The sequence below is a fragment of the Bacillus sp. z60-11 genome (assembly GCF_046464135.1).
Classification (GTDB): domain Bacteria; phylum Bacillota; class Bacilli; order Bacillales; family Bacillaceae; genus Bacillus; species Bacillus sonorensis_A.
Window position 1 is genome coordinate 470,167 of the sequence record NZ_JBIYSN010000003.1, and the last position, 25,049, is coordinate 495,215.

General features: G+C 50.1%; 19 protein-coding genes. 16 read left to right on the top strand and 3 right to left on the bottom strand.

Features of this window, described 5'->3' with window-relative positions; translation table 11 throughout:
• The first annotated feature begins 8 nt into the window (after positions 1-8).
• Together moaA and ACINLD_RS12195 are read left to right on the top strand one after the other, a co-directional pair.
• Entirely contained in the window at positions 9-1,034 is a 1,026-nt protein-coding gene (gene moaA, locus ACINLD_RS12190) for a GTP 3',8-cyclase MoaA (protein WP_026589070.1), read from the top strand.
• 381 nt (positions 1,035-1,415) lie between these two features.
• Positions 1,416-1,895, top strand: coding sequence for a hypothetical protein (locus ACINLD_RS12195; protein ID WP_026589069.1), 480 nt, complete (start codon positions 1,416-1,418; stop codon positions 1,893-1,895).
• A gap of 49 nt (positions 1,896-1,944) precedes the next feature.
• Here ACINLD_RS12195 and ACINLD_RS12200 read toward each other — a convergent pair whose 3' ends face one another.
• Complete coding sequence (locus tag ACINLD_RS12200; RefSeq protein WP_256860293.1) at positions 1,945-2,328, bottom strand: GRAM domain-containing protein; 384 nt, start codon at positions 2,326-2,328, stop codon at positions 1,945-1,947.
• A gap of 153 nt (positions 2,329-2,481) precedes the next feature.
• On the opposite strand from ACINLD_RS12200, the gene ACINLD_RS12205 reads away from it, so the two are divergent.
• A complete protein-coding gene (locus tag ACINLD_RS12205) occupies positions 2,482-2,883 on the top strand; it encodes an Rrf2 family transcriptional regulator (protein ID WP_026589067.1) in 402 nt (133 codons plus the stop codon).
• A gap of 69 nt (positions 2,884-2,952) precedes the next feature.
• Positions 2,953-3,594: an NAD(P)-dependent oxidoreductase gene (locus ACINLD_RS12210; protein WP_026589066.1), complete on the top strand. Its 642-nt coding sequence runs from the start codon at positions 2,953-2,955 to the stop codon at positions 3,592-3,594.
• Between the two features lie 30 nt (positions 3,595-3,624).
• Here the strand turns inward: ACINLD_RS12210 and ACINLD_RS12215 are convergent, their stop codons facing one another.
• Positions 3,625-4,005 carry a DUF5362 family protein gene (locus ACINLD_RS12215; protein ID WP_026589065.1) on the bottom strand — a complete coding sequence of 127 codons (381 nt, stop codon included), beginning with the start codon at positions 4,003-4,005 and terminating at the stop codon, positions 3,625-3,627.
• Between the two features lie 320 nt (positions 4,006-4,325).
• Between ACINLD_RS12215 and ACINLD_RS12220 the strand changes: the two genes are divergently transcribed.
• The 12 genes from ACINLD_RS12220 (at position 4,326) to ACINLD_RS12275 (ending at position 23,532) form a co-directional block, all read left to right on the top strand.
• Complete coding sequence (locus ACINLD_RS12220) at positions 4,326-5,921, top strand: AraC family transcriptional regulator (protein WP_409444363.1); 1,596 nt, start codon at positions 4,326-4,328, stop codon at positions 5,919-5,921.
• Positions 5,922-6,012: 91 nt separating this feature from the next.
• Complete coding sequence (locus ACINLD_RS12225) at positions 6,013-6,966, top strand: ABC transporter substrate-binding protein (RefSeq protein ID WP_026589063.1); 954 nt, start codon at positions 6,013-6,015, stop codon at positions 6,964-6,966.
• A 21-nt stretch (positions 6,967-6,987) separates the two neighbouring features.
• Positions 6,988-7,995 (top strand): FecCD family ABC transporter permease, encoded by a 1,008-nt coding sequence (locus tag ACINLD_RS12230; RefSeq protein WP_410207008.1) that lies wholly within the window; start codon positions 6,988-6,990, stop codon positions 7,993-7,995.
• Entirely contained in the window at positions 7,988-9,007 is a 1,020-nt protein-coding gene (locus ACINLD_RS12235) for a FecCD family ABC transporter permease (RefSeq protein WP_026589061.1), read from the top strand. Before ACINLD_RS12230 ends, ACINLD_RS12235 begins: the two co-directional genes overlap by 8 nt.
• Before the next feature lie 36 nt (positions 9,008-9,043).
• Positions 9,044-9,892 carry an alpha/beta hydrolase gene (locus tag ACINLD_RS12240; RefSeq protein WP_409444362.1) on the top strand — a complete coding sequence of 283 codons (849 nt, stop codon included), beginning with the start codon at positions 9,044-9,046 and terminating at the stop codon, positions 9,890-9,892.
• Between the two features lie 186 nt (positions 9,893-10,078).
• Complete coding sequence (locus ACINLD_RS12245; RefSeq protein WP_410207009.1) at positions 10,079-10,858, top strand: 2,3-dihydro-2,3-dihydroxybenzoate dehydrogenase; 780 nt, start codon at positions 10,079-10,081, stop codon at positions 10,856-10,858.
• A 25-nt stretch (positions 10,859-10,883) separates the two neighbouring features.
• Positions 10,884-12,083 carry an isochorismate synthase DhbC gene (gene dhbC / locus ACINLD_RS12250; RefSeq protein WP_410207010.1) on the top strand — a complete coding sequence of 400 codons (1,200 nt, stop codon included), beginning with the start codon at positions 10,884-10,886 and terminating at the stop codon, positions 12,081-12,083.
• Between the two features lie 16 nt (positions 12,084-12,099).
• Entirely contained in the window at positions 12,100-13,719 is a 1,620-nt protein-coding gene (locus tag ACINLD_RS12255; protein WP_410207011.1) for a (2,3-dihydroxybenzoyl)adenylate synthase, read from the top strand.
• A 24-nt stretch (positions 13,720-13,743) separates the two neighbouring features.
• Positions 13,744-14,670, top strand: coding sequence for an isochorismatase family protein (locus tag ACINLD_RS12260; RefSeq protein WP_410207015.1), 927 nt, complete (start codon positions 13,744-13,746; stop codon positions 14,668-14,670).
• Between the two features lie 14 nt (positions 14,671-14,684).
• Positions 14,685-21,845 carry an amino acid adenylation domain-containing protein gene (locus tag ACINLD_RS12265; protein WP_410207012.1) on the top strand — a complete coding sequence of 2,387 codons (7,161 nt, stop codon included), beginning with the start codon at positions 14,685-14,687 and terminating at the stop codon, positions 21,843-21,845.
• Positions 21,846-21,874: 29 nt separating this feature from the next.
• Positions 21,875-22,099, top strand: coding sequence for an MbtH family protein (locus tag ACINLD_RS12270; protein WP_026589054.1), 225 nt, complete (start codon positions 21,875-21,877; stop codon positions 22,097-22,099).
• A gap of 2 nt (positions 22,100-22,101) precedes the next feature.
• Positions 22,102-23,532, top strand: coding sequence for a DHA2 family efflux MFS transporter permease subunit (locus ACINLD_RS12275; RefSeq protein WP_410207013.1), 1,431 nt, complete (start codon positions 22,102-22,104; stop codon positions 23,530-23,532).
• A 54-nt stretch (positions 23,533-23,586) separates the two neighbouring features.
• Here ACINLD_RS12275 and cls read toward each other — a convergent pair whose 3' ends face one another.
• A complete protein-coding gene (gene cls, locus ACINLD_RS12280) occupies positions 23,587-25,035 on the bottom strand; it encodes a cardiolipin synthase (RefSeq protein ID WP_410207016.1) in 1,449 nt (482 codons plus the stop codon).
• Positions 25,036-25,049: the final 14 nt, after the last annotated feature.

The following is a 25,049-nucleotide window of genomic DNA, read 5'->3' on the forward strand; positions in this document are numbered from 1 at the left end:
CAATGCTAATGACCGCCAACAAGAACCCTATTTTGGATCAGAAAGACCGGCCTCTTCGGGATTTGAGAATTTCCGTCACCGATCGCTGCAACTTCCGGTGTACGTATTGCATGCCTGCCGAAATTTTCGGAAAGGATTTTCCGTTTTTGCCGAAGAATGAGCTCCTTTCCTTTGAAGAACTTGAACGTTTGGCGAAGCTGTTTGTCCATTCGTTCGGTGTTGAAAAAATCCGGCTTACAGGCGGAGAACCGCTGATGAGAAAGGATATGCCCGAGCTGGTCGGAAAGCTGTCCCGCATACCGGGGCTTCGCGATATTGCGATGACAACGAACGGCGTCCTGTTGCCCATCTATGCCGAAAAGCTTAAACAAGCCGGTCTGAAGCGGGTCACGATCAGCCTTGATTCACTTGATGATGAACGCTTTAAAACGATAAACGGAAGAGGGGTCTCCGTCGGCAAAGTTCTTGAAGGCATTGAAGCTGCAAAACAAGCCGGGCTCGGTATCAAGATCAATATGGTCGTACAAAAAGGCGTCAATGAAAAAGATATCCTGCCGATGGCCCGCTACTTTAAAGAAAAAGGCCATATTTTGCGATTCATCGAATTTATGGATGTCGGCAATACGAATGAATGGAATCGGCAGTCGGTCGTCACCAAAGCTGATATTATCCATATTCTCAACGAAGACATGCCGATTGAACCGATCGATCCGAATTACAAAGGAGAAGTGGCGAAACGGTACCGTTATCGGGATGGCTCCGGAGAAATCGGGTTTATCTCTTCAGTCTCCGATGCTTTCTGCGCGACATGCAACAGGGCAAGGCTGTCGGCGAAAGGAGAGCTTTTTACATGCCTGTTTGCGTCAAGCGGCTATGATCTAAGAACATTGGTCAGAAGCGGACAAACCGATCAGGAGCTTATCGAGGCGATCCGGTCGGTTTGGCTCAGCCGTGCGGATCAATATTCCCTTGACCGCGCCTTATCAAAAGCGGAGCCGAGGAAAAAGGTTGAAATGTCTTATATCGGCGGGTGAAACCGGTTCAGGAGGAAGCAAACAATGTTTGCTCCTTCAGCGTGTCGACAAACCCTCGCATTCGTTGTCAGGCCTGTTAAGTCGGTGCTCACGAATAATAATAACGAGGATCGACGGCTATTGTGCAGGCGTCCTGCCTGAACGCCGCCGTCATCACATCCTGTGAAAGTCTGCTCCGATGCTCGCCCTTCCTAGACTGCAAGGGTTGAGGGTCACGCTGAAAGGATGACAAAATCGTAAAACTTTAAACCGTTTTACGATTTTGTCACAATCTGGAGGAAGCAAACAATGTTTGCTTCCTTTTCTGTGTGTATCCCGAGGTTTAAAAAAAGAAGCGGGAGGAAAAGTTTAAAAAACATTTGCAGAAGAAAGGGTGGTTTGATGTTTGGATTTCGCGATATCATCACATTCTTTTGGTCTTTTTTGCTCGTCTTTCCCGCTGTCTCTGTCCTTCACGCCCTTGGCCACAGTTTTATGGTGCTGATTTTTGGAGGCAAGCCTGATCTGGAGGTCGGGATGGGAAAGAAGCTGATCAAGATAGGGGTGATTCAGATCAGGAGCATTTATTTTATGGATTCATTTTGCAATTACAGTGATTTAAAATATGATAACCGGTATACACATGCGCTGATTTATGCGGGAGGGGCCATATTTAATTTGGCGTCTATCTTTATTGTGAATTCGCTGATCATACATGATATTTTGGCAGAAAGTATTTTTCTCTATCAGTTTGTTTATTTTTCAACCTATTACTTAGTGTTTGCTCTGATTCCTGTGAGATATTCAGAAAATCATCTTTCAGACGGCATGGCGATTTATCAAGTGCTGAAGTATGGGGAAAAGTATGAAACCAACCATTAGCGTTGTCCAGATGGAAGCGGAAAGTCGGGGAGGAAAGCCCCCGACGGCTTTAAACGTGCATGATATGTTGGGGAAGCCGGTCCAACTTTTGTACGGCTTTGATAAACGTGTCTAAATGATCACACCCGTTAAAATATTGAAAAGCTTCCCGTTCTCCGGCGTTCATCACCACAATATGCTCTCCGCGTGTCACAAGCCCTTTCTCACGGCGGAAAGATGAAATCGCATCATAGCGGATGTCAAGGAAAAATGGCGACCCAAACAGGGAAGAGTAAAACAGCAGCCGTTTGTCCGTCGCCGCAAGAATGCCTCTGTAAGGCGAGGCATGAGCGTACATTTTCGCATTATAAGTGCAAAGAATGGATGCCTTCACTTCTTCATCCGGTTCAAGCCGGCTTTGGATGGCCGCTTTTCCTTCCTGGATATCTTTCATTGGAAAACACTCCCTTCTAGTATAGGTACGAATGGTGAGACGAATAGGTTTCAAAAGAAAATAACTGTTTATTCTAGAAAAAAGAAAGTATAAGATAGGAGTTGACAAAAAATATACCTGTAACTATAATTATTACATCGGTGGTGAAATCATATGGTAAACACCCGTCTTTCAGTGGCCATTCATATTTTGTCCTTGATCGCAGCGAATCCGCGGGAATCTTCAGAAATGATCGCAGCCAGCGTCAATACAAATCCGGTTGTGATCAGGCGCATGATCAGTCAGCTGAAAAAAGCTGATATTCTTTCGTCGCGGCCCGGAGTAGCCGGAGCAAGCTTGAAAAGAGATCCCGCAGAAATTTCGCTCCTGGATATTTATCGGGCGGTTCAACCGCAGGAAGAGCTATTTGCGATTCATGAAAAACCGAATCCAAACTGCCCGGTCGGCAAGCAAATTCAAGCAACGCTTGACCAAACATTTCACAGCGTCCAGCAGGCGATGGAGAATGAATTGGCGAGCAAGTCTCTTAAAGACGTATTAACTCATCTCTTTTAAACAAGAGATGATTTTTCACCGCTTACATGTAACAAAATAAGTTACAAAAGAAAAATGGAGGTATTTATCATGAAAATCGGTATTATCGGAGCAAGCGGCAAAGCGGGCAGCCTGATTTTAAAAGAAGCGGCGGAAAGGGGACATGACGTGACGGCAATTGTCAGAAACGCATCCAAGATCGCACAAAGCGGAGCAGCCGTCATTGAAAAAGACGTTTTTGCTCTGACACCTGACGATATCAGAGACCTTGATGTTGTCGTCAACGCATTTGGAGCGGCCCCGGGGCAGGAGCATCTACATGTTGAAGCGGGAAGAAAGCTGATCGAACTGTTTCAGCACGTTCCTGAAACGAGATTAATCGTCGTTGGAGGAGCGGGCAGCCTTTATGTCGATGAAGAAAAAACAACCCGGCTTTATGAGACGCCTGACTTCCCTAAAGAATACTGGCCAACGGCAAAAAATCAAGGTCAAAATCTTGAGGATTTAAAAGAAGCGAACGGGTTGAAATGGACATTCATCAGTCCGGCGGCCTTCTTCAATCCGGAAGGAAAACGGACGGGGGCATACAAAAAAGGCCGGGAAAACTTGATTGTCAACACCGCCGGCGAAAGCTATGTCAGTTATGCAGACTACGCCATTGCAGTTGTCGATGAAGCTGAAAAAGGCGAACATATCAATGAACGTTTCACTGTTGTCGGTGAAGCGGAATAATAAAACGGCCTGACTAAAGGCCGTTTTATCTTATAGCTGTGTCCTGAAGTGAAGCTCAGTCATGACCCCCATCACCACAAGAATCAGAAAAGCGAAAATGATCAATAGAATGATTACAATGGCTGCGATGAGGTGGAACAACTGCCACTTCAGAAACTTAGCGTAGTGCTCCAAAAAAGCTTCGCTCATTTCCGCCGCCGGTTTTTCCCTTATTTTCGCAGCGGCGTCCGCGGATTTAAACAAAAAGGTTCCCGAAACAATTAACAAAATTCCGGGGACTGAGCCGATGACATATAAAGGCAGGCCGAATAATGCAAAAAGGCCGCCGGCGATGATCATCAAGACGCCCGTCGGTTTTCCCCACTTAGCGATTGTCTGAAGATATTTTTTCATGACTTCCGAAATTTCCAATATGCTGGTTCACACCTTTCAAAAATGGATGATGAATACATTTCTTTTATACACGAGTGAAAAGATGATTGGAATGATAAATATAAATTTTTAAATATATTTTAAAGAACGCCAATGGTCTGCATATGTTATTCCACAAAAAAAAAGATTGTGTTATAGTAAATCGTAAGAAGCAAATTCAGCTATATTTGACTGTGAAAATGCACCTCGCAAACTGGTATTTTGTAGGCTTGTCCGCAACCAATTTACCATATTTTGTTCAGGGGGGCTTTTTTATTTTCAGGATGATATTTGATTGGTTTTTAGAAAGGCGGTTTTCCATGAAATCCTCGTATATCTATCGTCTCGTCCAAATCGAACATATCAAAAAAACCGGCGACCTTCCAAATGAACAGCAGCTTGCTGATTCTTTCGTCTTTATATTTCTTTTAAAGGGAGAAGGAAGAATCGACATTCAAACGGCGGGAAGTCCGCTTCACAAAGAAACGCTTTATATTTGCCCACCTTATGAAACGTTCGGGATTACGGCTTCATCGGATGAAATCAGTATGTATCTCATCAGGCTGCAGGCGTATGTTTGTGACGAACAGCGGCAAACACTGGTGGCGGACACGAATCCCGACGTCTTTTCCGATCTGCAGATGATGAATGTTCATCCGGTCGGAAATCTTGCTTCCCGTCTTCAGGAACTTCACGCTTTATGGTCGGCCTCTTCGGGGCTTCAGGAGATGAAGTGCCAGGCTGAACTGCAGCTTCTTCTATACGACATCTACTCTGCAAAACTGGTTCATCCCGCAGATACGGCATCAGCAATCGCCAAAACAAAGGAATATATTCAAGCCCATTCAGATGCTCACATCACCCTCGACCAGCTGGCGCAAATGGCCGGAATCAGCGCGAAGCATTACAGCGAAACATTCAAAAAGCTGTACGGGCAAAGCGTGACCGAGTTCATCACGGAAATGAGGATGACCAAAGCGAAACAGCTGATGGCCAAATCCAGTTACAAACTGAGGGAAATTGCAGGTCAAACAGGCTACCAGGATGAATTTTATTTCAGCCGCACATTTAAAAAGCACACCGGTTTATCGCCGACGGTTTACATGAAAAAAAGGCGCAGGAAATTGGCCGCTTACGGACAGAACACGATCGGACAGCTCATTCCGCTCCATCTCATACCTTATGCCGCCCCGCTGCACCCGAAGTGGACATCCTATTATTATAAGCATTATGCCGCGGATATTCCGGTGCATCTCAGCGCATACCGCTACCATGAACCATGGGAGGAAAACTTGAGCACATTGTCCGAGGCCGCCCCGGAGCTGATCATCAGCATGGACAGCGTCTCAAAAGAAGAACGTGAGCAGCTGGATCAGATAACCGATGTCATCTATCTCCCCTCAGAGGAAGACTGGGGGACACATTTCATGCTGACGGCTTCACATCTGAATGAAGAAGCGGAAGCCCGCAAATGGCTGGCGTCCTATGAGCGGCAGACGGAAACGGTGAAAAAGCAGCTTGATCCGCGATGCGGGGGACAGACCTTTTTGTTTTTACGGCTTCATAAGCAGGATATTTACCTCGCTCATAACCGCTCAGTCAGTGATGTGTTCTTTGGCGACTTGGGCTTTCAGCCGGCAGTTTCATTGAAGGAGCCGACAGACCGGGTGATTTCTCTGGAAACGATTGCGGCCTGTCAGCCTGATTTCATCATGATCTTTCTTTTCAAGGAGCCGGAAACACTGGCATTTTACCAGCAGATGCAGCAGTCGGCTCAGTGGCAGGACTTGAAGGCTGTGCGCCAGCAGCAGGTCTATCAAGTAAAATCTGATCCTTGGCGTGAATATTCCGCCTGCAGCCATGGCCGGATTGTTCGCCAGGCTGCCAGCCTGTTGTCCGGAAAAAATTCATTTTAATTGCCGGATATTGTCCATGGTGTTATCGAGAAGGCTTTCCTATAATTTTAATTGATAATAGTTATCAATTAAATCAGGGGGTCTTTAGTAAATGAAAAAAATTTCGTTTTTTATATTGATTCTGCTTTTCGCTTTTGCTGCGGCAGGATGCGGGAACAGCAAAGAAAAGGCGAGCGGTGATGCAAAGAGCTCCGAATCAGCTGAGAAAAGCATCCAATACCTCGATCATACATATAAGGTGAAAGTCCCGGCTGACAAAATCGTCATTACGGGAAGTGTGGAATCGATGGAAGACGCCAAGCTGCTCGATGTTCATCCGGCCGGTGCGATTTCCTTCTCAGGGAAATTCCCGGAGCTGTTTAAAAGCATCACGGATCAAGCAACTGCCATCGGTGAAAAAACCGAACCGAATCTGGAAAAAATCCTTGAGCTGAAGCCGGATGTTATCCTCGCTTCAACAAAGTTTCCCGAAAAAGTGGTGAAAAAGCTTGATAACATCGCTACGACGATTCCTGTGACACACGTTTCATCCAACTGGAAAGACAATTTAAACCTATTGGCTGAACTGACCGGGAAAGAGGATGAAGCAAAACAGATCATTTCAGATTATGAGAAAGACCTAAAAGAAACAAAAACCGAATTTGAGAAAACCGTAAAGGATAAAAAAGTTGTCGTTGTTCGCATCAGACAAGGAAACGTATTTATCTATCCGGAAAACATGTTTTTCAACTCCACCTTATACGGTGAGCTCGGATTCACGGCTCCGGACGAAGTAAAGGCAGCCAAAGCCCAGGAACTGATTTCACTTGAAAAACTAAGCGAGATGAATCCGGATTATATGTTTGTTCAATTTTCCGATGATGAAAACGCGGATAAGCCGAATGCGCTGAAAGATCTGGAGAAAAATCCAATTTGGAAAAGTATCACGGCAGTTAAAGAAGACCATGTATTTGTCAATGCCGTAGATCCGCTCGCACAGGGAGGAACAGCGTGGAGCAAAGTACAATTTTTAAAAGCTGCATCAGAGAAATTGTCGCAAAACTAATATAGAAAAGGTTTTTCAATTATGGATTCTTCAAAGCGAATGACGCGCATCATTATGATCGCAGCTCCGTTTGCCGCGGTACTGGCTGTTTTTCTGTCGATATGCTGCGGCGCAAAGCAGCTTCAGCCGGAAGTGATTTTTTCGGCACTTCTGCATTTTGACCCGAACAATACAGATCATCAGATCATCTGGCATTCCCGCCTGCCCCGTGCCGCCGGCGCCCTCCTGATCGGAGCGGCGCTGGCCGTATCCGGGGCGCTGATGCAGGGGATCACCCGGAACTATCTGGCTTCTCCTTCGATTATGGGGGTTTCCGATGGTTCAGCCTTCATGATCACGCTCTTGATGGTGTTGATTCCGCAATCATCGTCTCTGGAAATGATGGGATATTCATTTATCGGCTCCGCTGTCGGGGCGGGGCTTGTCTTCGGCCTGGCAGCGGTGATTCCGAACGGTTTTATGCCCGTTCAGCTTGCTATTATCGGTACGGTCACAAGCATGCTGTTGAGCAGTGTGTCAGCGGCGATGTCGATATATTTTCAAATATCCCAGGATGTCAGTTTTTGGTACAGTGCAAGGCTGCATCAAATGAGTCCTGATCTTTTGAAATATGCGGTGCCTTTTTTGACGTTCGGCATCATCCTGGCTCTTTTTCTCGGCAGGAAAGTGACGGCTTTATCATTGGGGGACGATATATCCGAAAGCCTTGGACAGCAGAAGAGGGCCGTCAAGCTGGCTGCGATGGCTGCGGTTGTGGTTCTGACGGGAAGTTCCGTCGCCTTGGCCGGGAAAATCGCCTTCGTCGGCCTCGTCGTACCGCACATTACCCGTTTTCTCGTCGGTTCGGACTACAGTCGTCTCATTCCTTGTTCCTGCATCATCGGCGGAATCTTTTTGACAATGGCCGATATTGCCAGCAGGCTGATCAATTACCCATTTGAGACACCGATTGAAGTTGTCACCTCCATTATCGGCGTTCCTTTCTTCCTTTATTTGATTAAGCGAAAAGGAGGGGAGCAGCGTGCCTAAAAAAGTAGCGGCCATCTATGCCGTTTTCATTGTCCTGATTCTTGCGGTTTGTTATTTCAGCATCACAATAGGGGCGTTTTCCGTCCATCCCGTGGAGCTGTTATCGACACTTTTTCAAATCAATCCGAATGAGCAATACAGCATCCTGCTGTTTGACTTAAGGCTTCCGCGGATTGTGACGGCTGCTCTTGTCGGCCTTGGCCTCGGGATTGCCGGGTCCGTGATTCAAGCGATGACCAGAAATGGACTTGCTGACCCAGGCATCATGGGGATAAACGCCGGGGCCGGCGCGGCCATTGTCGGCTATATGCTGCTGTTTCAAGGCCAGACGGAAGCATCTAGCCTTCTGACCGCTATGGGAATGCCGTTGTTCGGCTTGATCGGCGGGATTTTGGCGGCGGTTTTCATTTTTATCTTTGCCTGGCACGGCGGAAATTTGGACTCGGGCCGGATCATTCTTGTCGGGATAGCCATCAATTCAGGTTTCAGCGCTGTCTCGCTGTACCTGTCATTGAAGATGAATCCCAATGATCATGAAATGGCGATGGTTTGGAAAAACGGCAGCATCTGGTCGGCGAACTGGACGTATATACAAGCCGCACTGCCATGGCTTCTGCTGTTGATTCCGTTTCTGATCGCAAAGAGCAACCTTCTCGATACGATTCGGTTTCATGAAGATACCGTTAAAAGCCTTGGCGTATCTGCGAACTTTGAAAAAATCGTGCTGCTTATTGCTTGTGTCGGAATTATTAGCGCGTGTGTGGCGATATCGGGCAGCATGGGTTTTGTCGGTTTAATTGCCCCGCATATTGCCCGGAGGCTGGCGGGGGTTCTGCACCGTCATTCATTGCTGTTAAGCGGACTCGTCGGCATGTTTCTCGTGCTGTGCGCCGATTTTGCCGGCAAATTGCTGTTCCAGCCGTCAGAGGTTCCTGCGGGGATTATTCTCGCCATTTTCGGTGTGCCTTATTTCTTATACTTGCTGTTTAAACAGAAAAAGACGGTTCATTAACTGTCTCTTTTCTCATAGAGGGGGAGGGGAAACCTTTTGGTCCAAGAGAAACATGATCAGACCGGCAAAGCTGCGCCGGTGACGATCCCCGGTACAGAGCAGCGTCTGATGCAGTCAATAGACGGGAAACGCACCTACCGGATTTTGATCGCTAAACCGGTTGGAGAAGCGCCTCCCGAGGGGTTTCCGGTCATCTATCTGCTTGATGCCAATTCAGTGTTCGGAACGATGGTCGAGGCGGTGCGGGTTCAAGCCCGCCGTCCCGACAAAACCGGGGTTGTGCCGGCGGTTATCGTCGGTATCGGCTATGAGACGGATGCTCCATTTGATCCGGGCCGCTATTATGATTTTACGCTGCCGGTTTCAGTGAGAGATCTGCCTCAAAGGCCTGATGGAAAGGGGTGGCCTGAGCCGGGCGGAGCCGAAGCTTTTTTGACGTTCATTGAAGAACGGGTCAAGCCTATGATCGAACACGATTTTTCCGTTGATCGGAAGAGGCAGGCGATTTTCGGCCATTCCCTTGGCGGTCTTTTTGTCCTGCAAGTTCTGTATAAAAAGCCAGATTTATTTCAGACATACATTGCCGGCAGTCCGTCCATTCATTGGAACCCGTCTTTTTTTGACGAAGATTGTGATTTTGTTTCCCGATTGGAAAAGACCGGTGTCAACGTCAATGTTCTGCTTGGAGCGGGAGAACTCGAAAAGACGCATAAAAGCGGGATGAATGACAATGCGGAACGGCTGGCTTCGCGTTTATCGGCCTTTGAAAGCCACGGGGTTCATGCGGAGTTTCATGAATTTGCGGGAGAAGGCCACATATCGGTTTTGCCGGTTCTGATCAATAGAGCATTGCGGTTTGCGTTAAGCCCTGAGGGACGGGGCTGATGCGCAAACCCGGGCGCAGAAGCTGCGCCCGGGTTTTCATCATAAGAAGAATAGACAGATTGAGAAATATACCATAGCAGCCTGCGGAAAAGGATTTGACCGTTAGCATTTACTGGTATATTATATTTTTAAACGATAATGATTATCATTATCATTTATTGCTGTGATTCGGATTTCAGAAAGGGAATGATAAGTGTGAAAGGCAAGGTTGCTTTAGTCACCGGGGCTTCCCAGGGAATTGGCGAAGCGGTGGTCCGGACGCTTGCAGAACTAGGAGTCATTGTAGCGGCAGCAGATCAAAATGGGGAAGGGCTTCATGAGCTTGTGAAAGATCTGGAGAGAAAAGGTTTTCACTCTGCCGGTTTTGTCGTTGATGTGGGTGACAGCGCCGCCGTTCAACAGCTTGTGGACAAGGTGGAGCGTGATCTTGGCCCGATCGACATGCTGGTCAATGTGGCGGGAATCTTGAGAACCGGCTTGATCGCATCATTTCGTGATGAAGATTGGGAGAAGACGTTTCATGTCAATGTCACCGGCGTTTTTAACGTCTCCCGTTCAGTTGCCGGCCGTATGATTCCGCGCCGAAACGGTTCAATTGTGACCGTCGGTTCCAATGCAGCGGCTGTACCGAGAATACAGATGTCTGCGTATGCGGCATCCAAGGCGGCGGCTTTAATGTTTACGAAGTGTCTCGCGCTTGAGCTTGCCGAGTACAATATCCGCTGCAATATCGTTTCACCAGGATCGACGGATACGTCGATGCAAAGGGCGCTTTGGCCGGATGAAGACGCCGCTCAGGACGTCATTGCCGGATCGCTTCAAACATTTAAGACAGGGATTCCGCTCGGGAAGTTAGCTTATCCTTCGGATATTGCAAATGCCGTAGTTTTCTTGCTGTCTGACCGGGCTAGCCACATAACGATGCATGATTTGCGTGTTGATGGGGGAGCCACTCTGGGGGCCTGACCTGAAATTAAAGGAGGTTTTGATAATGATGGAACGTGATATTGTCTCTGAAGCGCCTGCTGAAGAGCTTTTAAAGGAATATCGGACAGGGAATTCATTCTTTTTTTCTTCTCCTGAGCGAACCATCCTTGCGGAAGGCGTGTTTGCCGCAGTTTCTGAAGCGGAGGGCTTGAACCAAATGGAAAATCTGGCTCAGCGGGCTGCGGCGCTTCTCAAACAAGCCAAACAGGCGGGACAAAGCCGCCCGCTCTTAGTCGGAGCTGTCCCTTTTGATGAAACAAAGCCTGTGCGGCTTACCGTGCCGGAGGCGGTCCGGTTTGCGGGACCGCTCAGATTTGCCGGAGATGAGCCTGAGTCTGCTGCATTGGCTTATGATTACAAGATTCAGCCGGTTCCTGAACCGGAGGAATATATGAGTGGAGTGAAGCGCGGATTAGCGGGCATAGCCGCAGGCGATTTCAGCAAAATCGTCCTTTCCCGGTCCTTGCATTTGGCATCACCGGAAAAAATCGATATCGAAGATTTGCTGTCAAGTCTTACCCGGCATAATTCCAGCGGATATACCTTTGCCGTCGATGTGTCCACACAGAATACAGAAACACCTAAAACATTGATTGGAGCCAGTCCGGAGCTGCTTGTCACAAAATCCGGCCTTCGTGTTTCTGCCAATCCTCTGGCGGGTTCGAGGCCCCGGAGCAGTGATCCGCGTGAAGATCAAAGGCGGGCAGCCGAATTGCTTTCTTCTGCAAAGGACCGGCATGAACATGCGGTTGTAGCAGAAGCGGTCGCTTCGGGGCTCAGACCGTTCTGCAAAACGCTGAATGTTCCAGAGGAGCCGTCTCTCATCACCACAGAAACGATGTGGCATCTGTCTACAGAAATAACGGGAGAGCTCAGAGACGATTCGATTTCATCGTTGACGCTAGCAGCGGCTCTTCAGCCAACACCGGCTGTCTGCGGCACACCGACAGAGGCAGCGAGAAAGGCCATTCAAGAGATTGAGCCTTTCGAACGGGGCTTTTTCACCGGGATGGTCGGCTGGTGTGATGCCGAAGGAGACGGAGAATGGGTGGTGACGATCCGCTGTGCCGAGGCGGAGGAATGCTCGCTTAGCCTGTTTGCCGGGGCCGGAATTGTCGCCGGGTCAAAGCCGGAAGACGAACTGGCCGAGACATCAGCAAAGTTTCGCACAATGCTTCGTGCAATGGGAATGAACAGTGAATGACAGGGGGAGATCAAATATGCTCAAGGGATGCCCGACATGGCCGAAAGAATTTGCAGAAAAGTACCGGAAGGAGGGGTGCTGGCGGGGCGAAACATTTGGCGGGATGCTGAGGGAGCGGGCTGACAAGCATGGCAGCCGAATCGCCATTACATGTGGTGATTCCCATCTGAGCTATAAAGAGTTGGATGAGAGAGCTGACCTTTTAGCTGCTGGTTTTTTAAAGCTTGGCATTCAAAAGGAAGACCGCGTCGTCGTACAGCTGCCGAATACACCCGAATTTTTTGAGGTTTGTTTTGCCCTCTTTCGAATCGGAGCGCTGCCCGTGTTTGCCCTTCCTTCACACCGTCAAAGCGAGATTACGTATTTTTGCGAGTTTTCAGAAGCGGCCGCATATATCATTCCGGACATTTACTCAGGATTTGACTACCGCAAGCTGGCGAGACAGGTTTCCGATAAGCTTCCCGGACTCAGCCGCGTCATTGTCGCCGGTGATGCGGAAGAATTTCAGGCGCTCAGCGATCTTTATGCAGCTCCCGCCGATCTTCCGGAGGTAAGCCCTGGCGATGTCGCTTTTCTGCAATTGTCAGGGGGAAGTACGGGGCTGTCAAAGCTGATTCCCCGAACACATGATGATTATATTTACAGTCTGAGAATCAGCGCCGATATCTGCCGGCTTGATCAAAAGAGCGTGTATCTAGCCGTGCTCCCGATGGCCCATAACTACCCGCTGAGCTCGCCGGGTGTGCTTGGAACATTATATGCGGGAGGCCGGGTCGTTTTGGCTCAAGGGCCAAGCCCTGATGAAGCCTTTCCATTGATTGAAAAGGAATGCGTCACAATAACCGCGCTTGTTCCGCCGCTGGCTTTGATCTGGCTGGAAGCCGCTTCGGCGCGCCGCCACGACTTCACAAGTCTTCAGGTTCTTCAAGTCGGCGGGGCGAAATTCAGCGCCGAAGCAGCAGGCCGTGTAAAGCCGGTGTTCGGCTGCACATTGCAGCAGGTCTATGGCATGGCAGAAGGTCTGGTCAACTATACCAGACTGGATGATCCGGACGACATCATAATCCATACACAAGGCCGGCCGATGTCGCCGTTTGATGAGATTAAGATCGTTGATGAGAACGGACGCGAAGTCGAGCCGGGGCAGACAGGAGAGCTGCTGACAAGAGGGCCGTATACGATTCGCGGCTATTACAAAGCTGAAGAACACAATGCTAAAGCTTTTACCGCCGATGGCTTTTACCGGACGGGCGATCTGGTCAAAGTCAATTCATCAGGTTATCTGATTGTTGAAGGGCGTTCCAAAGACCAGATCAACAGAGGCGGAGAAAAGGTCGCGGCGGAAGAGGTGGAAAATCATCTTCTTGCCCATCCAGGTGTGCTTGACGCAGCGGTGGTCTCCATGCCTGATGAGTTTCTTGGGGAAAGGACGTGCGCCTACATCATTCCGCGCAGCACTCCTCCTCTTCCGGCAGAGCTTAAAGCCTTCCTGAGAGAGCGCGGCCTTGCCGCATATAAAATACCTGACCGGGTGGAAATGGTAGAGGCATTTCCACAGACGGGAGTAGGAAAAGTCAGCAAAAAAGCATTGCGCGCGGCCATTGCTGAAAAAATGATGCCAAAAGCGCGAAAATGATCAAAAAGAGAGGATGTGATGTTGATGGCCATTCCTGCCATCTTACCGTACACAATGCCAAAAGCGTCAGATTTGCCGAAGAACAAGGTGTCATGGACACCTGATCCGAAGCGCGCCGCACTTCTTATTCATGACATGCAGCAATATTTTATCGATGCTTACAATTTAGGCGAATCTCCGATGACAGAGCTTTTCGGACATATTAAAATGCTGAAGGATATATGTATTGAGCTTGGGATACCGGTCATTTACACGGCCCAGCCTGGCGGACAAACACTGGAAGAGCGGGGGCTTCTCCAAGACTTTTGGGGTCCGGGAATCGGTCCGGGGCCTGACAAGCAGAAAATCGTTGACGAGCTTGAACCGAATGAGGCCGACATCGTCTTGACGAAGTGGAGATACAACGCCTTTAGAAAAACCGATCTCTTAGGCATCCTGCAAGAGCATGGCCGCGATCAGCTGATCATCACAGGGGTTTACGCACATATCGGCTGTTTAATGACAGCGTGTGACGCCTTTATGCAAGACATTGAAACATTTTTTGTAGGCGATGCTGTCGCAGATTTTTCTTTAAAACATCATGAAATGGCTATCTCTTATGCAGCCGACCGCTGCGCTGTCGCCATCACCACGGAACATCTATTGAACGAGCTGAAAAGCGGGCAGGGTGCTGCAAACGGCAAACAAACCGGGGAGATGCTGACAAAGCAAAAGATCCGCGAACAAATCGCTGCGCTTCTTTATGAATCACCAGATGATATCACGGACAATGAGAATTTGATTTTCAGAGGGCTTGATTCGGTTAGAATGATGAGCCTTGCTGAACGCTGGCGGAGCAATGGTGCAGAGGTGACATTTGTTGAGCTTGCCGAGGAGCCGACGATTGAAAACTGGTGGAGACTGCTGTCTTCCTCTAAAGAAGCACCACTGCCAAATGCAGACTATCAATGAAGGAGGTCGACATCATGTCTGAATATCAAGAAAACCGCAGGCCGCTAACCGGAGCACAGGCCGGCATTTGGTATGCACAGCAGCTTGATCCGCAAAATCCGATCTATAATACCGCTGAATATGTAGAAATCAGCGGTCCGATTGACCAGCAGCTCTTTGAGAAAGCCCTTCGGCAAGTGATCGGAGAAGCTGATACATTGCACCTTCGATTTGGAGAAGATGAGGAAGGGCCTTGGCAGGTGATCGCTCCGCCTTCAGATTTTCACATCCACTTCATTGATGTCAGTTCAAAGCCGGATCCGCGGCAGGCCGCTCAAGAATGGATGAACAGCGACCTTGCCCGGCCGGTCGATCTGAGCAGCGGCCCGCTTTTTACAGAAGCGCTTTTTAAAGCGGCGCCGGATCTTTTTTTCTGGTATCACCGGGCACATCACATCGCAACCGATGGATTCAGTTTTGCCCTTATAGCCGAGCGGCTGTCAAAATTGTATACCGCATTGGTTCAAGGGCGACCGCTTGATCATGATCGGCCCTTCGGCTCCTTTGACTCGATTCTTAAGGAAGAGTCGGTGTATCGTTCGTCAGATCAATATCAAAAGGACCGCCGATTTTGGCTGGATCGCTTCCGTGATGAACCGGACGTACCCAGCCTTGCCGGCCGGGCGCCGAGAACATCTTCCAGTTTTCTGCGGAAATCTGTTCATCTGCCTGCAGAAAGCGCAGATCGGCTCTTGTCTGCAGCCAGCTCGCTGGGAGCAAGCTGGCATGAAGCAGTCATTGCCGCGGCCGCCATTTATCTCCATCGTCTCACAGGGGCGCATGATGTCGTGCTCGGACTGCCGATGATGTGCCGATTAGGATCGGCTTCGTTGAATATTCCCGGCATGGTCATGAATCTTTTGCCGCTTCGTATATCTGTGCAGCCGGAAATGGGAATGGCCCGCCTGATGAAGCAGATTTCTGAGGAAATCGTAAAGTTGCGCCGTCATCAGCATTATCGTCATGAAGAGCTGCGGCGCGATCTTAAACTGCTTGGGGAAAACCAGCGTCTGTTCGGTCCGCAGATTAATTTGCTGCCATTTACCGGCGGTTTGAGCTTTGCCGGACATCCCGGAGTTGTTCACAATCTTGCGACAGGGCCTGTCGACGACATTTCGATCAACATTTACGGAAGGCCTGGCGGAAGCGGCATGAAGGTAAATATGGATGCAAATCCCGCCGTATATCATGATGATGATCTGAAGCAGCATCTGAATCGTTTTCTGTCTATTCTGAAAACATTCGCCGACGCAAGACAGGACATGCCTGTTGGCAAAATAGAGTTTCTGCTGCCTGAAGAGCGCCATCAGGCGCTTAGCAAATGGAATGAAACAGATCACGCACTTCCGGATGACACTCTTCCTGAATTATTTGAGATGCAGGCGAAAGAAAATCCGAACTCGCCTGCGGTGGTCTTCCAGGATGATGTACTCAGCTATTCCGAATTGAATGAACGGGCGAACCGGCTGGCCCATCTGTTGATCGAAAGAGGAGCCGGACCGGAGCGGTTTGTTGCACTGGCGCTGCCGCGTTCAACGGAAATGGTGATCTCCATGCTTGCCGTTCTTAAGGCTGGAGCGGCATATTTGCCGATCGACCCGGAATATCCGTCTGAGCGGATCGCTTATATGCTCAGCGATGCTCAACCGATGCTTGTCTTGACGAGCAAAGAGACCGCAGCAAACATACCAGAGCATATAAAGGCCGAGAGCATGATGATTGACGACAATGACGTCATCGATGAACTCAGCCGCTATTCCGCCGCCAATCCGGCTGTTTATGATCGACACGGCACATCGCCTCAGCATCCCGCATATATGATCTATACGTCGGGTTCTACCGGAAGGCCTAAGGGTGTTATCGTATCGGTTGAAAACTTATGCAATTTTCTTCTATCGATGCGGGAGACGTTTGCACTGCAGCGGCATGACCGGCTTTTGGCGGTTACTACGATTGCTTTTGACATATCGGCGCTGGAAATTTATTTGCCCCTTATCAGCGGAGCCTGTTTCGTTATCGCGAAGAAGGAAACTGTACAAGATCCGAGCGCTTTGGGGAACGTGCTTGATAAGCAAAACATTACGATCATGCAGGCAACACCGACACTGTGGCATGCATTAGTGTCAAGCGTCCCGGAAAAGCTCCGCGGACTCAAGGTGCTTGTTGGAGGAGAGGCTCTTTCAAGCACCCTTGCTCAGCAATTGCAAGAGCTGGACTGTCAGGTTACAAACCTTTATGGTCCGACTGAGACGACGATTTGGTCAACCTCTGCCGCATTGGAAAATGGGCGGAAGGAAGCACCTTCAATCGGCCGCCCGATTTGGAACACACAAGTATATGTACTGGATGCTGCCCTCCAGCCTGTTCCAGCGGGAGTGGAAGGTGAGCTTTATGTGGCCGGTACAGGGGTGGCGCGCGGTTATTTGGGCCGACCTGATCTTACGGCTGAGCGTTTCATTGCCAATCCTTTCGGCCCGCCGGGATCCCGCATGTATCGGACAGGCGATCTCGTGCGGCAGCGCTCTGACGGTTCTTTGGACTATATCGGAAGGGTAGACCATCAAGTTAAGATCCGCGGATTCCGTATCGAAACGGGGGAAATCGATGCCGTGATCGCCAGCCATTGTGATGTTCACCAAGCTGCTGTTATCGTGCGTGAAGACCGGCCGGGCGACCCGCGCCTGACCGCATATATCGTTCCCGTACCTGAAGCGGACCCTCATCCGGCTGAACTTCGCCGCCATGTCAGCGATGCTCTTCCTGATTATATGGTGCCGTCCGCATTCGTCATTTTAGACGAGCTTCCGTTGACACCGAATGGAAAGCTGGATCGCAAGGCGCTGCCCGCTCCCGAGGTGAGCGCCCAGGGTGCAGGACGTGAGCCGCGAACGCCGCAGGAAGAGATTTTATGCGATTTGTTTGCTGAGGTACTCGGATTGTCACACGTCAGCATAGATGACAGCTTTTTTGATCTTGGCGGACATTCGCTTCTCGCCGGCAGACTCATGAGCCGTATTCGCGATGTTCTGGGTGCCGAGCTTGGCATCGGCCGTTTATTTGATAAGCCGACTCCTGCAGGACTTGCCAGACAGCTTGATCAGGCGGCGGGCGCCCGTCCGGCTCTCAGGAAGGTTGAGCGGCGCCAAGAAATTCCGCTTTCCTTTGCCCAGAGCCGGCTATGGTTTTTACACTGTTTGGAAGGGCCGAGTCCAACATACAATATTCCGGTCGTCGTCAACTTGTCGGGCAAGCTGAATCAGGAAGCGCTTGAGAGGGCTTTATGCGATATTGCAGAACGACATGAACCGCTGAGAACGATTTTTCCGGAGAGGCAAGGAACATCGTACCAGCATATTTTAGAACCTGCTAAAGCCCGTCCTGAACTGCATGTTTCTTCCATTAACGAAAATGAGCTGGAGGAAGCGATCAATGAAGCTGTCAGATACACCTTTAACCTTGCACAAGAGCCATCGTTCCGTACTCGGCTTTTCGTGCTTGGAGAGAACAAATATGTTCTGTTACTGCTTCTGCACCATATGATTGGTGACGGCTGGTCTTTAACACCGCTGACCCGTGATTTGGCGGAGGCTTACAACGCCCGCTGCAAAGGGACAGCTCCGGAGTGGCAGCCGCTTGCCGTACAATATGCCGACTATTGTTTCTGGCAAAAACGTCTCCTTGGAAGCGAGGACAATTCGGAAAGTCTGATTGCAAAGCAACTGAAATTTTGGACAAATACGCTACAGAATGTGCCGGACCAGCTTGAGATTCCAGCTGATTTTCCGCGGCCGGCTGAATCAAGCTATCGCGGAGACACGATTCAGCTCAGCATTGATGAGGAGCTGCACAGCCGGCTGCTCGGCTTGGCCCGCACAAGCGGAGTCAGTCTGTTTATGATTTTGCAGGCGGGGCTTGCCACACTGCTGTCAAGAATGGGGGCTGGAAGCGATATTCCGATCGGCAGCCCGATCGCGGGAAGAAGCGATGACTCGCTCGGCGAGCTGATCGGATTATTCATCAATACGCTTGTGCTCCGGACGGACACATCTGGTGATCCAAGCTTTCGCGAGCTCCTTTCCAGGGTTCGAAAAGTAAACCTTGATGCATATGAAAATCAAGATCTTCCTTTTGAACGCCTTGTTGAAGTTCTCAATCCAGCCCGGTCACGTGCGAGACATCCGCTCTTTCAAATCATGCTGGCGTTTCAAAACACGTCTGAACCGACGCTTGACTTTTCAGACCTCGAATCTCAGCTTGAAGTCAGAAGTGTCGGCGCCGCCAAGTTTGATTTGACGATCGAGCTTCGCGAACATCGTCATTCAGACGGAACACCGGCAGGGATTGCCGGATTCCTTGAATACAGTACAGATCTGTTTAAGCGCGATACGGCTGAAGCGCTGGCTGCAAGGCTTGTCAGACTGCTCGGATCCGCCGCGGCTGACCCCGATCAGCCGGTTGGCCGCTTGGAAATCCTCCTGCCGGAAGAACGGAGAACGATGCTGGCCGCATGGAATAAAGCCCCGCTTCAGATGCATGAGGCCTGTTTACCGACACTGTTTGAGAAGCAAGCCGCTCTTCATCCTGAAGCGATTGCCGTCACCTATGAGGATCGGGTGCTCACCTATGATGAACTCAACAAGCGGGCGAACCGGCTGGCTCACTTGCTGATTGCCAAAGGGATCGGCCCTGAACAATTTGCAGCGTTGGCGCTTCCGCGGTCGCTTGAAATGGTCATCGGTCTGCTGGCTGTGCTTAAAGCAGGTGCGGCATACGTTCCCCTTGATCCGGATTATCCGGCTGAACGAATCGCTTTTATGCTAAAAAGTTCCGAACCTGCTTGTATCATTACAAATTTAGAGACTGCTTCTCATCTTGATGCAGGAGCTGTTTTACAAATCACACTCGATGATCGCCACACGATGGAGCAATTGAAAAACTGTCCTGACACGAATCCAAGTGACGCGGATCGTCTTGAGCCTTTACAGCCGCTCCACCCGGCATATGTCATTTATACATCCGGTTCAACCGGTACGCCAAAAGGAGTCGTCATTCCGCATCAGAATGTTGTCCGGCTGTTCGGAGCGACAGAGCAATGGTTCCATTTTGGTGCAGACGATGTTTGGACGATGTTCCATTCCTATGCGTTTGATTTTTCGGTTTGGGAAATGTGGGGCCCGCTGCTGCAAGGGGGGAGGCTTGTTGTCGTTCCTCACGCCATCAGCCGCTCGCCGCGTGAGTTTTTGCGCCTGCTTGTCAATGAAGGTGTAACAGTGCTCAACCAGACGCCGTCGGCATTTTATCAATTGATGCAGGCAGATCGCGACAATCCTGAGATTGGCAAGCTATTGACTTTGCGTTTTGTCATCTTCGGGGGAGAAGCACTCGAGCTGAGCCGGCTGGAAGACTGGTATGAGCGTCATCCGGAACATTTCCCTTCACTGATCAATATGTACGGAATCACGGAGACCACGGTACATGTCAGCTACATTTCCCTTGATCGGAAGCTTGCTTCTCTAAAAGCCAACAGTCTGATCGGCTGCGGGATACCCGATCTTGGCGTATATGTGCTTGATTCATGCCTTGAGCCTGTTCCGCCCGGTGTAGCCGGGGAGCTTTACGTATCGGGAAGCGGGCTCGCGCGCGGTTATTTGGGAAGACCGGACTTGACGGCTGAACGGTTTGTCGCCGATCCGTATGGGCCTCCGGGGACGCGGATGTATCGGACGGGTGATCTGGCCCGCTGGCGTCCGGATGGTTCTCTAGATTATATGGGGCGCGCGGATCAGCAGATTAAAATTCGCGGTTTCCGGATTGAACTGGGTGAAATTGAAGCTGTGCTTGTTCAGCATGATGATGTGGATCAAGCGGCTGTCGTGGTTCGGGAAGATCAGCCGGGAGACAAGCGTCTGATCGCCTATATTGTTCCTGCGTCAGATGCAGGGGCAGATCCGGCAGAACTGCGCCGGTATACCGCCGGAACACTGCCTGACTACATGGTGCCTTCAGCCTTTGTTGATATTGCTGACCTGCCGCTTACCCCAAATGGCAAGCTCGACCGCAAAGCCTTGCCAGAACCTGACTTTACAGCGGCGGTCAAAGGAAGAGGACCGCGCACACCACAGGAAGAGATACTGTGCGATCTTTTTGCGGACATTTTGAATTTGCCACGGGTCGGCATCGATGACGGTTTCTTTGAGCTTGGCGGACATTCCCTGCTCGCCGTTCAGCTGATGAGCCGCATTCGCGACGCGCTCGGCGTCGAACTGGGCATCGGTGATTTGTTGGCAGCTCCTACTGTCAGCGGTCTTGCCGAACGGATTGAAGCCGGCGGCAGCCACAATGCGTTAGATGTTCTGCTTCCGCTGAGAGCGGGCGGCAGCGAGCCGCCTCTGTTCTGTGTGCACCCTGCCGGAGGATTGAGCTGGTGCTACGCCGGTTTGATGACGTCTCTAAACAAAGAATATCCGATTTACGGCCTTCAGGCCCGAGGTATTGCAAGAGAGGAAACATTGCCGCAGACATTGGATGAAATGGCTGCAGATTATATTCGTCATATTCGTACGATTCAGCCTGCCGGCCCTTACCGCCTTCTCGGCTGGTCTCTCGGAGGCAATGTTGTGCACGCCATCGCCACACAGCTTCAAAAGCAAGGAGAAACCGTTTCTCTTCTAGTCATGCTTGATGCTTATCCGAATCATTTTCTGCCGATTAAAGATGCCCCAGATGAGCAGGAAGCGCTTGTTGCTCTCTTAGCATTGGGCGGATACGATCCGGACAGTCTTGACGGGGAGCCGCTTGAGCTTTCCAGCGCGATCGACATCCTGCGCCGCGACGGCAGTGCGCTTGCCAGTCTTGATGAATCGGCGATTTTGAACCTGAAAGAAACTTATGTGAATTCGGTTCGCATTTTAAGCGAATATAAGCCGCAAACCTATCAAGGGGATCTTTTATTCTTCAGATCAACCGTTATTCCGGAATGGTTTGATCCGATTGAACCGGAATCATGGCGTCCATATCTTCAAGGTGAAATTGAACAGCATGATATTGACTGCCGGCATAAAGATTTGTGCCAGCCGGGTCCTCTTGCCGAAATTGGCCGAGTCCTTGCGGAAAAATTGGCTGCGATGATGAAATAAAGTTCGAGGATAAGAAGGGAGAGAAAAAGATGACGAATCCTTTTGAGAATGAAAACGGCGCATATGTCGTCTTAAGGAATCATGAAGGCCAGTACTCGCTCTGGCCGGCCTTTCTTGATGTGCCGGCCGGCTGGACGACGGTCTTTGGAGAAGACAGCCGAAGCGCTTGTCAGGAATACATCAGTTCGAATTGGGCCGATTTGCGCCCGAACAGTCTGAAGCCTGCTCTCGGAGTTCACGGCGGTGAGGAGTGAACATGAGACCGTTCAATCAAAGGACGGTTGTCAGTGTCGTATATGTGACGGCGATGTTTATGGCCGCAATGGATGCGAGCGTCGTCAATGTGGCGCTTCCGGCCATCATCAATGAATTCCAGACACCTCCGTCGGCAGCCGCCATCGTCAATATCGGCTATTTAATCAGCCTCGCCGTTTGCCTTCCGGTTGCCGGCTGGCTCGGCGACCGCTGGGGGACAAAACGGATATTTCTGATCGCGCTTGGTCTGTTTACGGCGTCATCTGCATTATGCGGGCTTGCCGATCATCTTGCGGCTTTAAATTTGTTTCGCGTCATCCAGGGGGCAGGTGGAGGACTGATGACGCCGGTGGGAATGGCGATCCTGTTCAGAACGTTTCCGCCGCATGAGCGACCTAAAGTTTCCCGCCTTCTTGTTCTTCCGGTCGCCGTTGCTCCGGCACTCGGGCCGATCATCAGCGGATTTTTGACTGATCAGCTGTCATGGCGCTGGATTTTTTATATCAATATTCCGATCGGGATCATCATTTTGCTCTTCGGGATGCTGTTCCTTGACGAGCATATTGAATCAAAGGCGGAACGGTTCGATCTGCCGGGATTTCTTCTCTCGGCGCCGGGAATGGCGCTGGCGATTTTTGCTCTTAGCCAGGCCCCTGTGCGGGGATTCGCTTCACCTGCTGTACTTGCTGCCGCGATCGGAGGACTGATTCTTTTGACAGCGCTCGTATTTGTCGAACTTCAGGTTCAGCAGCCGCTTCTCAATCTGCGATTGCTGTCTGAGCGGGTGTTTGGAACGATGAGCATGATCTCGTTGTTGTCCGCCGCGGGACTGCTCGGTATGCTTTATGTGTTTCCGCTGATGTATCAGGAAGTGCTCCATTATTCGGCCTTGGATACGGCGCTGATCACATTTCCTGAAGCGCTGGGGCTGATGCTTGCTTCCCAGGTGATGCCCCGGACGCTTGCAAAATTTGGTCCGCGCCGGCTGATTTCTGCCGCATTGTTATGCGCCGCCGTGATGTTTGCGCTGATCAGCTTGACCGGCCCGGGATCAAATCCATGGTTTTTGAGGATGCTGCTGTTTTTGGCCGGATTTTTCTTGGGTCAAGCGGTCGGTGCGGTGCAGATCACTTCTTTCGCCAACATTTCATCAGCTTCAATGGGGCGGGCGACGACATTGTTTCATGTGCAAAATCGGCTCGGTTCGGCTTTAGGGGTTGCGGCCTTGAGCTGCCTGCTTGCCCTCATGAGCCGGCATTCGGGGGATTTTGCGCCGGATTTTGCGGCTTACCGGGCGGCTTTGCTCGGTGCGGCGGGGTTCCTAGCAGCCGCTTTTTGCTTCGCGCTTAGCATCCGTGATGCCGACATCGCCCCCAGCACCGGCAAACGCTCTTCGCCGGCAGCCCATGATGCCCCGGCGGCAGGAGAATAACAGACCCGGAAAAAATCCCCCTGGATACACCCAGGGGGATTTGCTTTTGCCATTCTATAAAATCGGTGACAGCAAAATGGAAATGGCCTCTTTGAAACGGACGTTTCTGCTTCGGTTTTGATATTCTTCAATCGTCAGCTCCTTCGATACTCGCAGGTCTTTTTCGAATGATAGAACAAGGCTTTTGGCAATTTCCTCGTCATATAAAAAGGCGTTGACTTCAAAGTTCAGCTTGAAGCTGCGCATGTCAATATTGGCCGTTCCGACTGATGAAATCTCTTCATCCACGATAATCGTTTTCGCATGAATAAAGCCGTTATCGTAAATGAATACTGTTGCACCTGCTTTCAGAAGCTCGCCGATATAAGAAAAAGTCGCCCAGTACACAAAAGGATGGTCGGGCTTGTTCGGGATCATGATTCTGACGTCAACTCCCGACAAACAAGCGATCCTGAGCGCGTCGAGCAGGCTTGCATCAGGGATGAAGTAAGGCGTTTGAATCAGAATGGACCGTTTGGCCGTCGAGATCATTTTAATGTAGCCGTTTTTGATCTGTTCCCATTCCGAATCCGGTCCGCTTGTGACAATCTGCATGCCGATGTTTCCGCAAGAGTCGATTTCAGGGAAGTGGTTTGGCATATAAGTAATGTCATGGTGATGTGAGGCCTGATTCCAGTCAAGGATGAACCGCGTTTGAATGGAGTGGACGGCGGTTCCTTTGATTCTGAGATGCGTATCCCGCCAATAGCCAAACTTGGGGTTCAGGCCGAGGTATTCGTCCCCGACATTAAATCCCCCGACATATCCGATGATACCGTCGATAATGACCAGCTTGCGGTGGTTGCGGTAATTCATGCGCAGGTTGATAAATTTAAACCGCGACGGGAAAAACACTTCGACATAGCCTCCAGCTTTGATCAGCTCTTTAAAAAAGCTCTTTCGCAAGCTTCTCGACCCCAATTCGTCGTACAGAACGCGGACTTCCACACCTTCTTTTGCTTTTTTGACGAGCGCATCGCGCAGCTTTTTTCCGATATCATCGCCTTTATAAATATAATATTGCAGATGAATATGGTCTTTGGCGTTTTCAATATCGCGGAGGAGGCGGTCAAATTTCTGGCGCCCGTCGGTCAGCAATTCAACGGCATTGTCTTCTGTGAAAACGGCGTGATTATTGACAATGTGCATATAAATTAAGTCTTTGCTGTCTGCCGTCGCTTTATTGCGAAATGCAAATTCGCGGCTTTTCAGCTTAGCGAGCTGCTGCTCCAATATTTTTTCCATCCCGATTCTTTTCCGGTCTTCCCATTGAAAGAGATGCTTCCGGCTTAAATTATGGCCGAACAGCAAATAAAGGCCGAATCCGAGGACGGGAATGAAGAAGAGAACGAGAAGCCAGGCCCAGGAGGCGCTTGCATCGCGGCGTTCTCTAAAAATCACAACGATTGCCAAAAGTGTATTTATTACTAATATAAAACCGAGAAATATCGATGTGATGCTAATATTTTTAATAATAT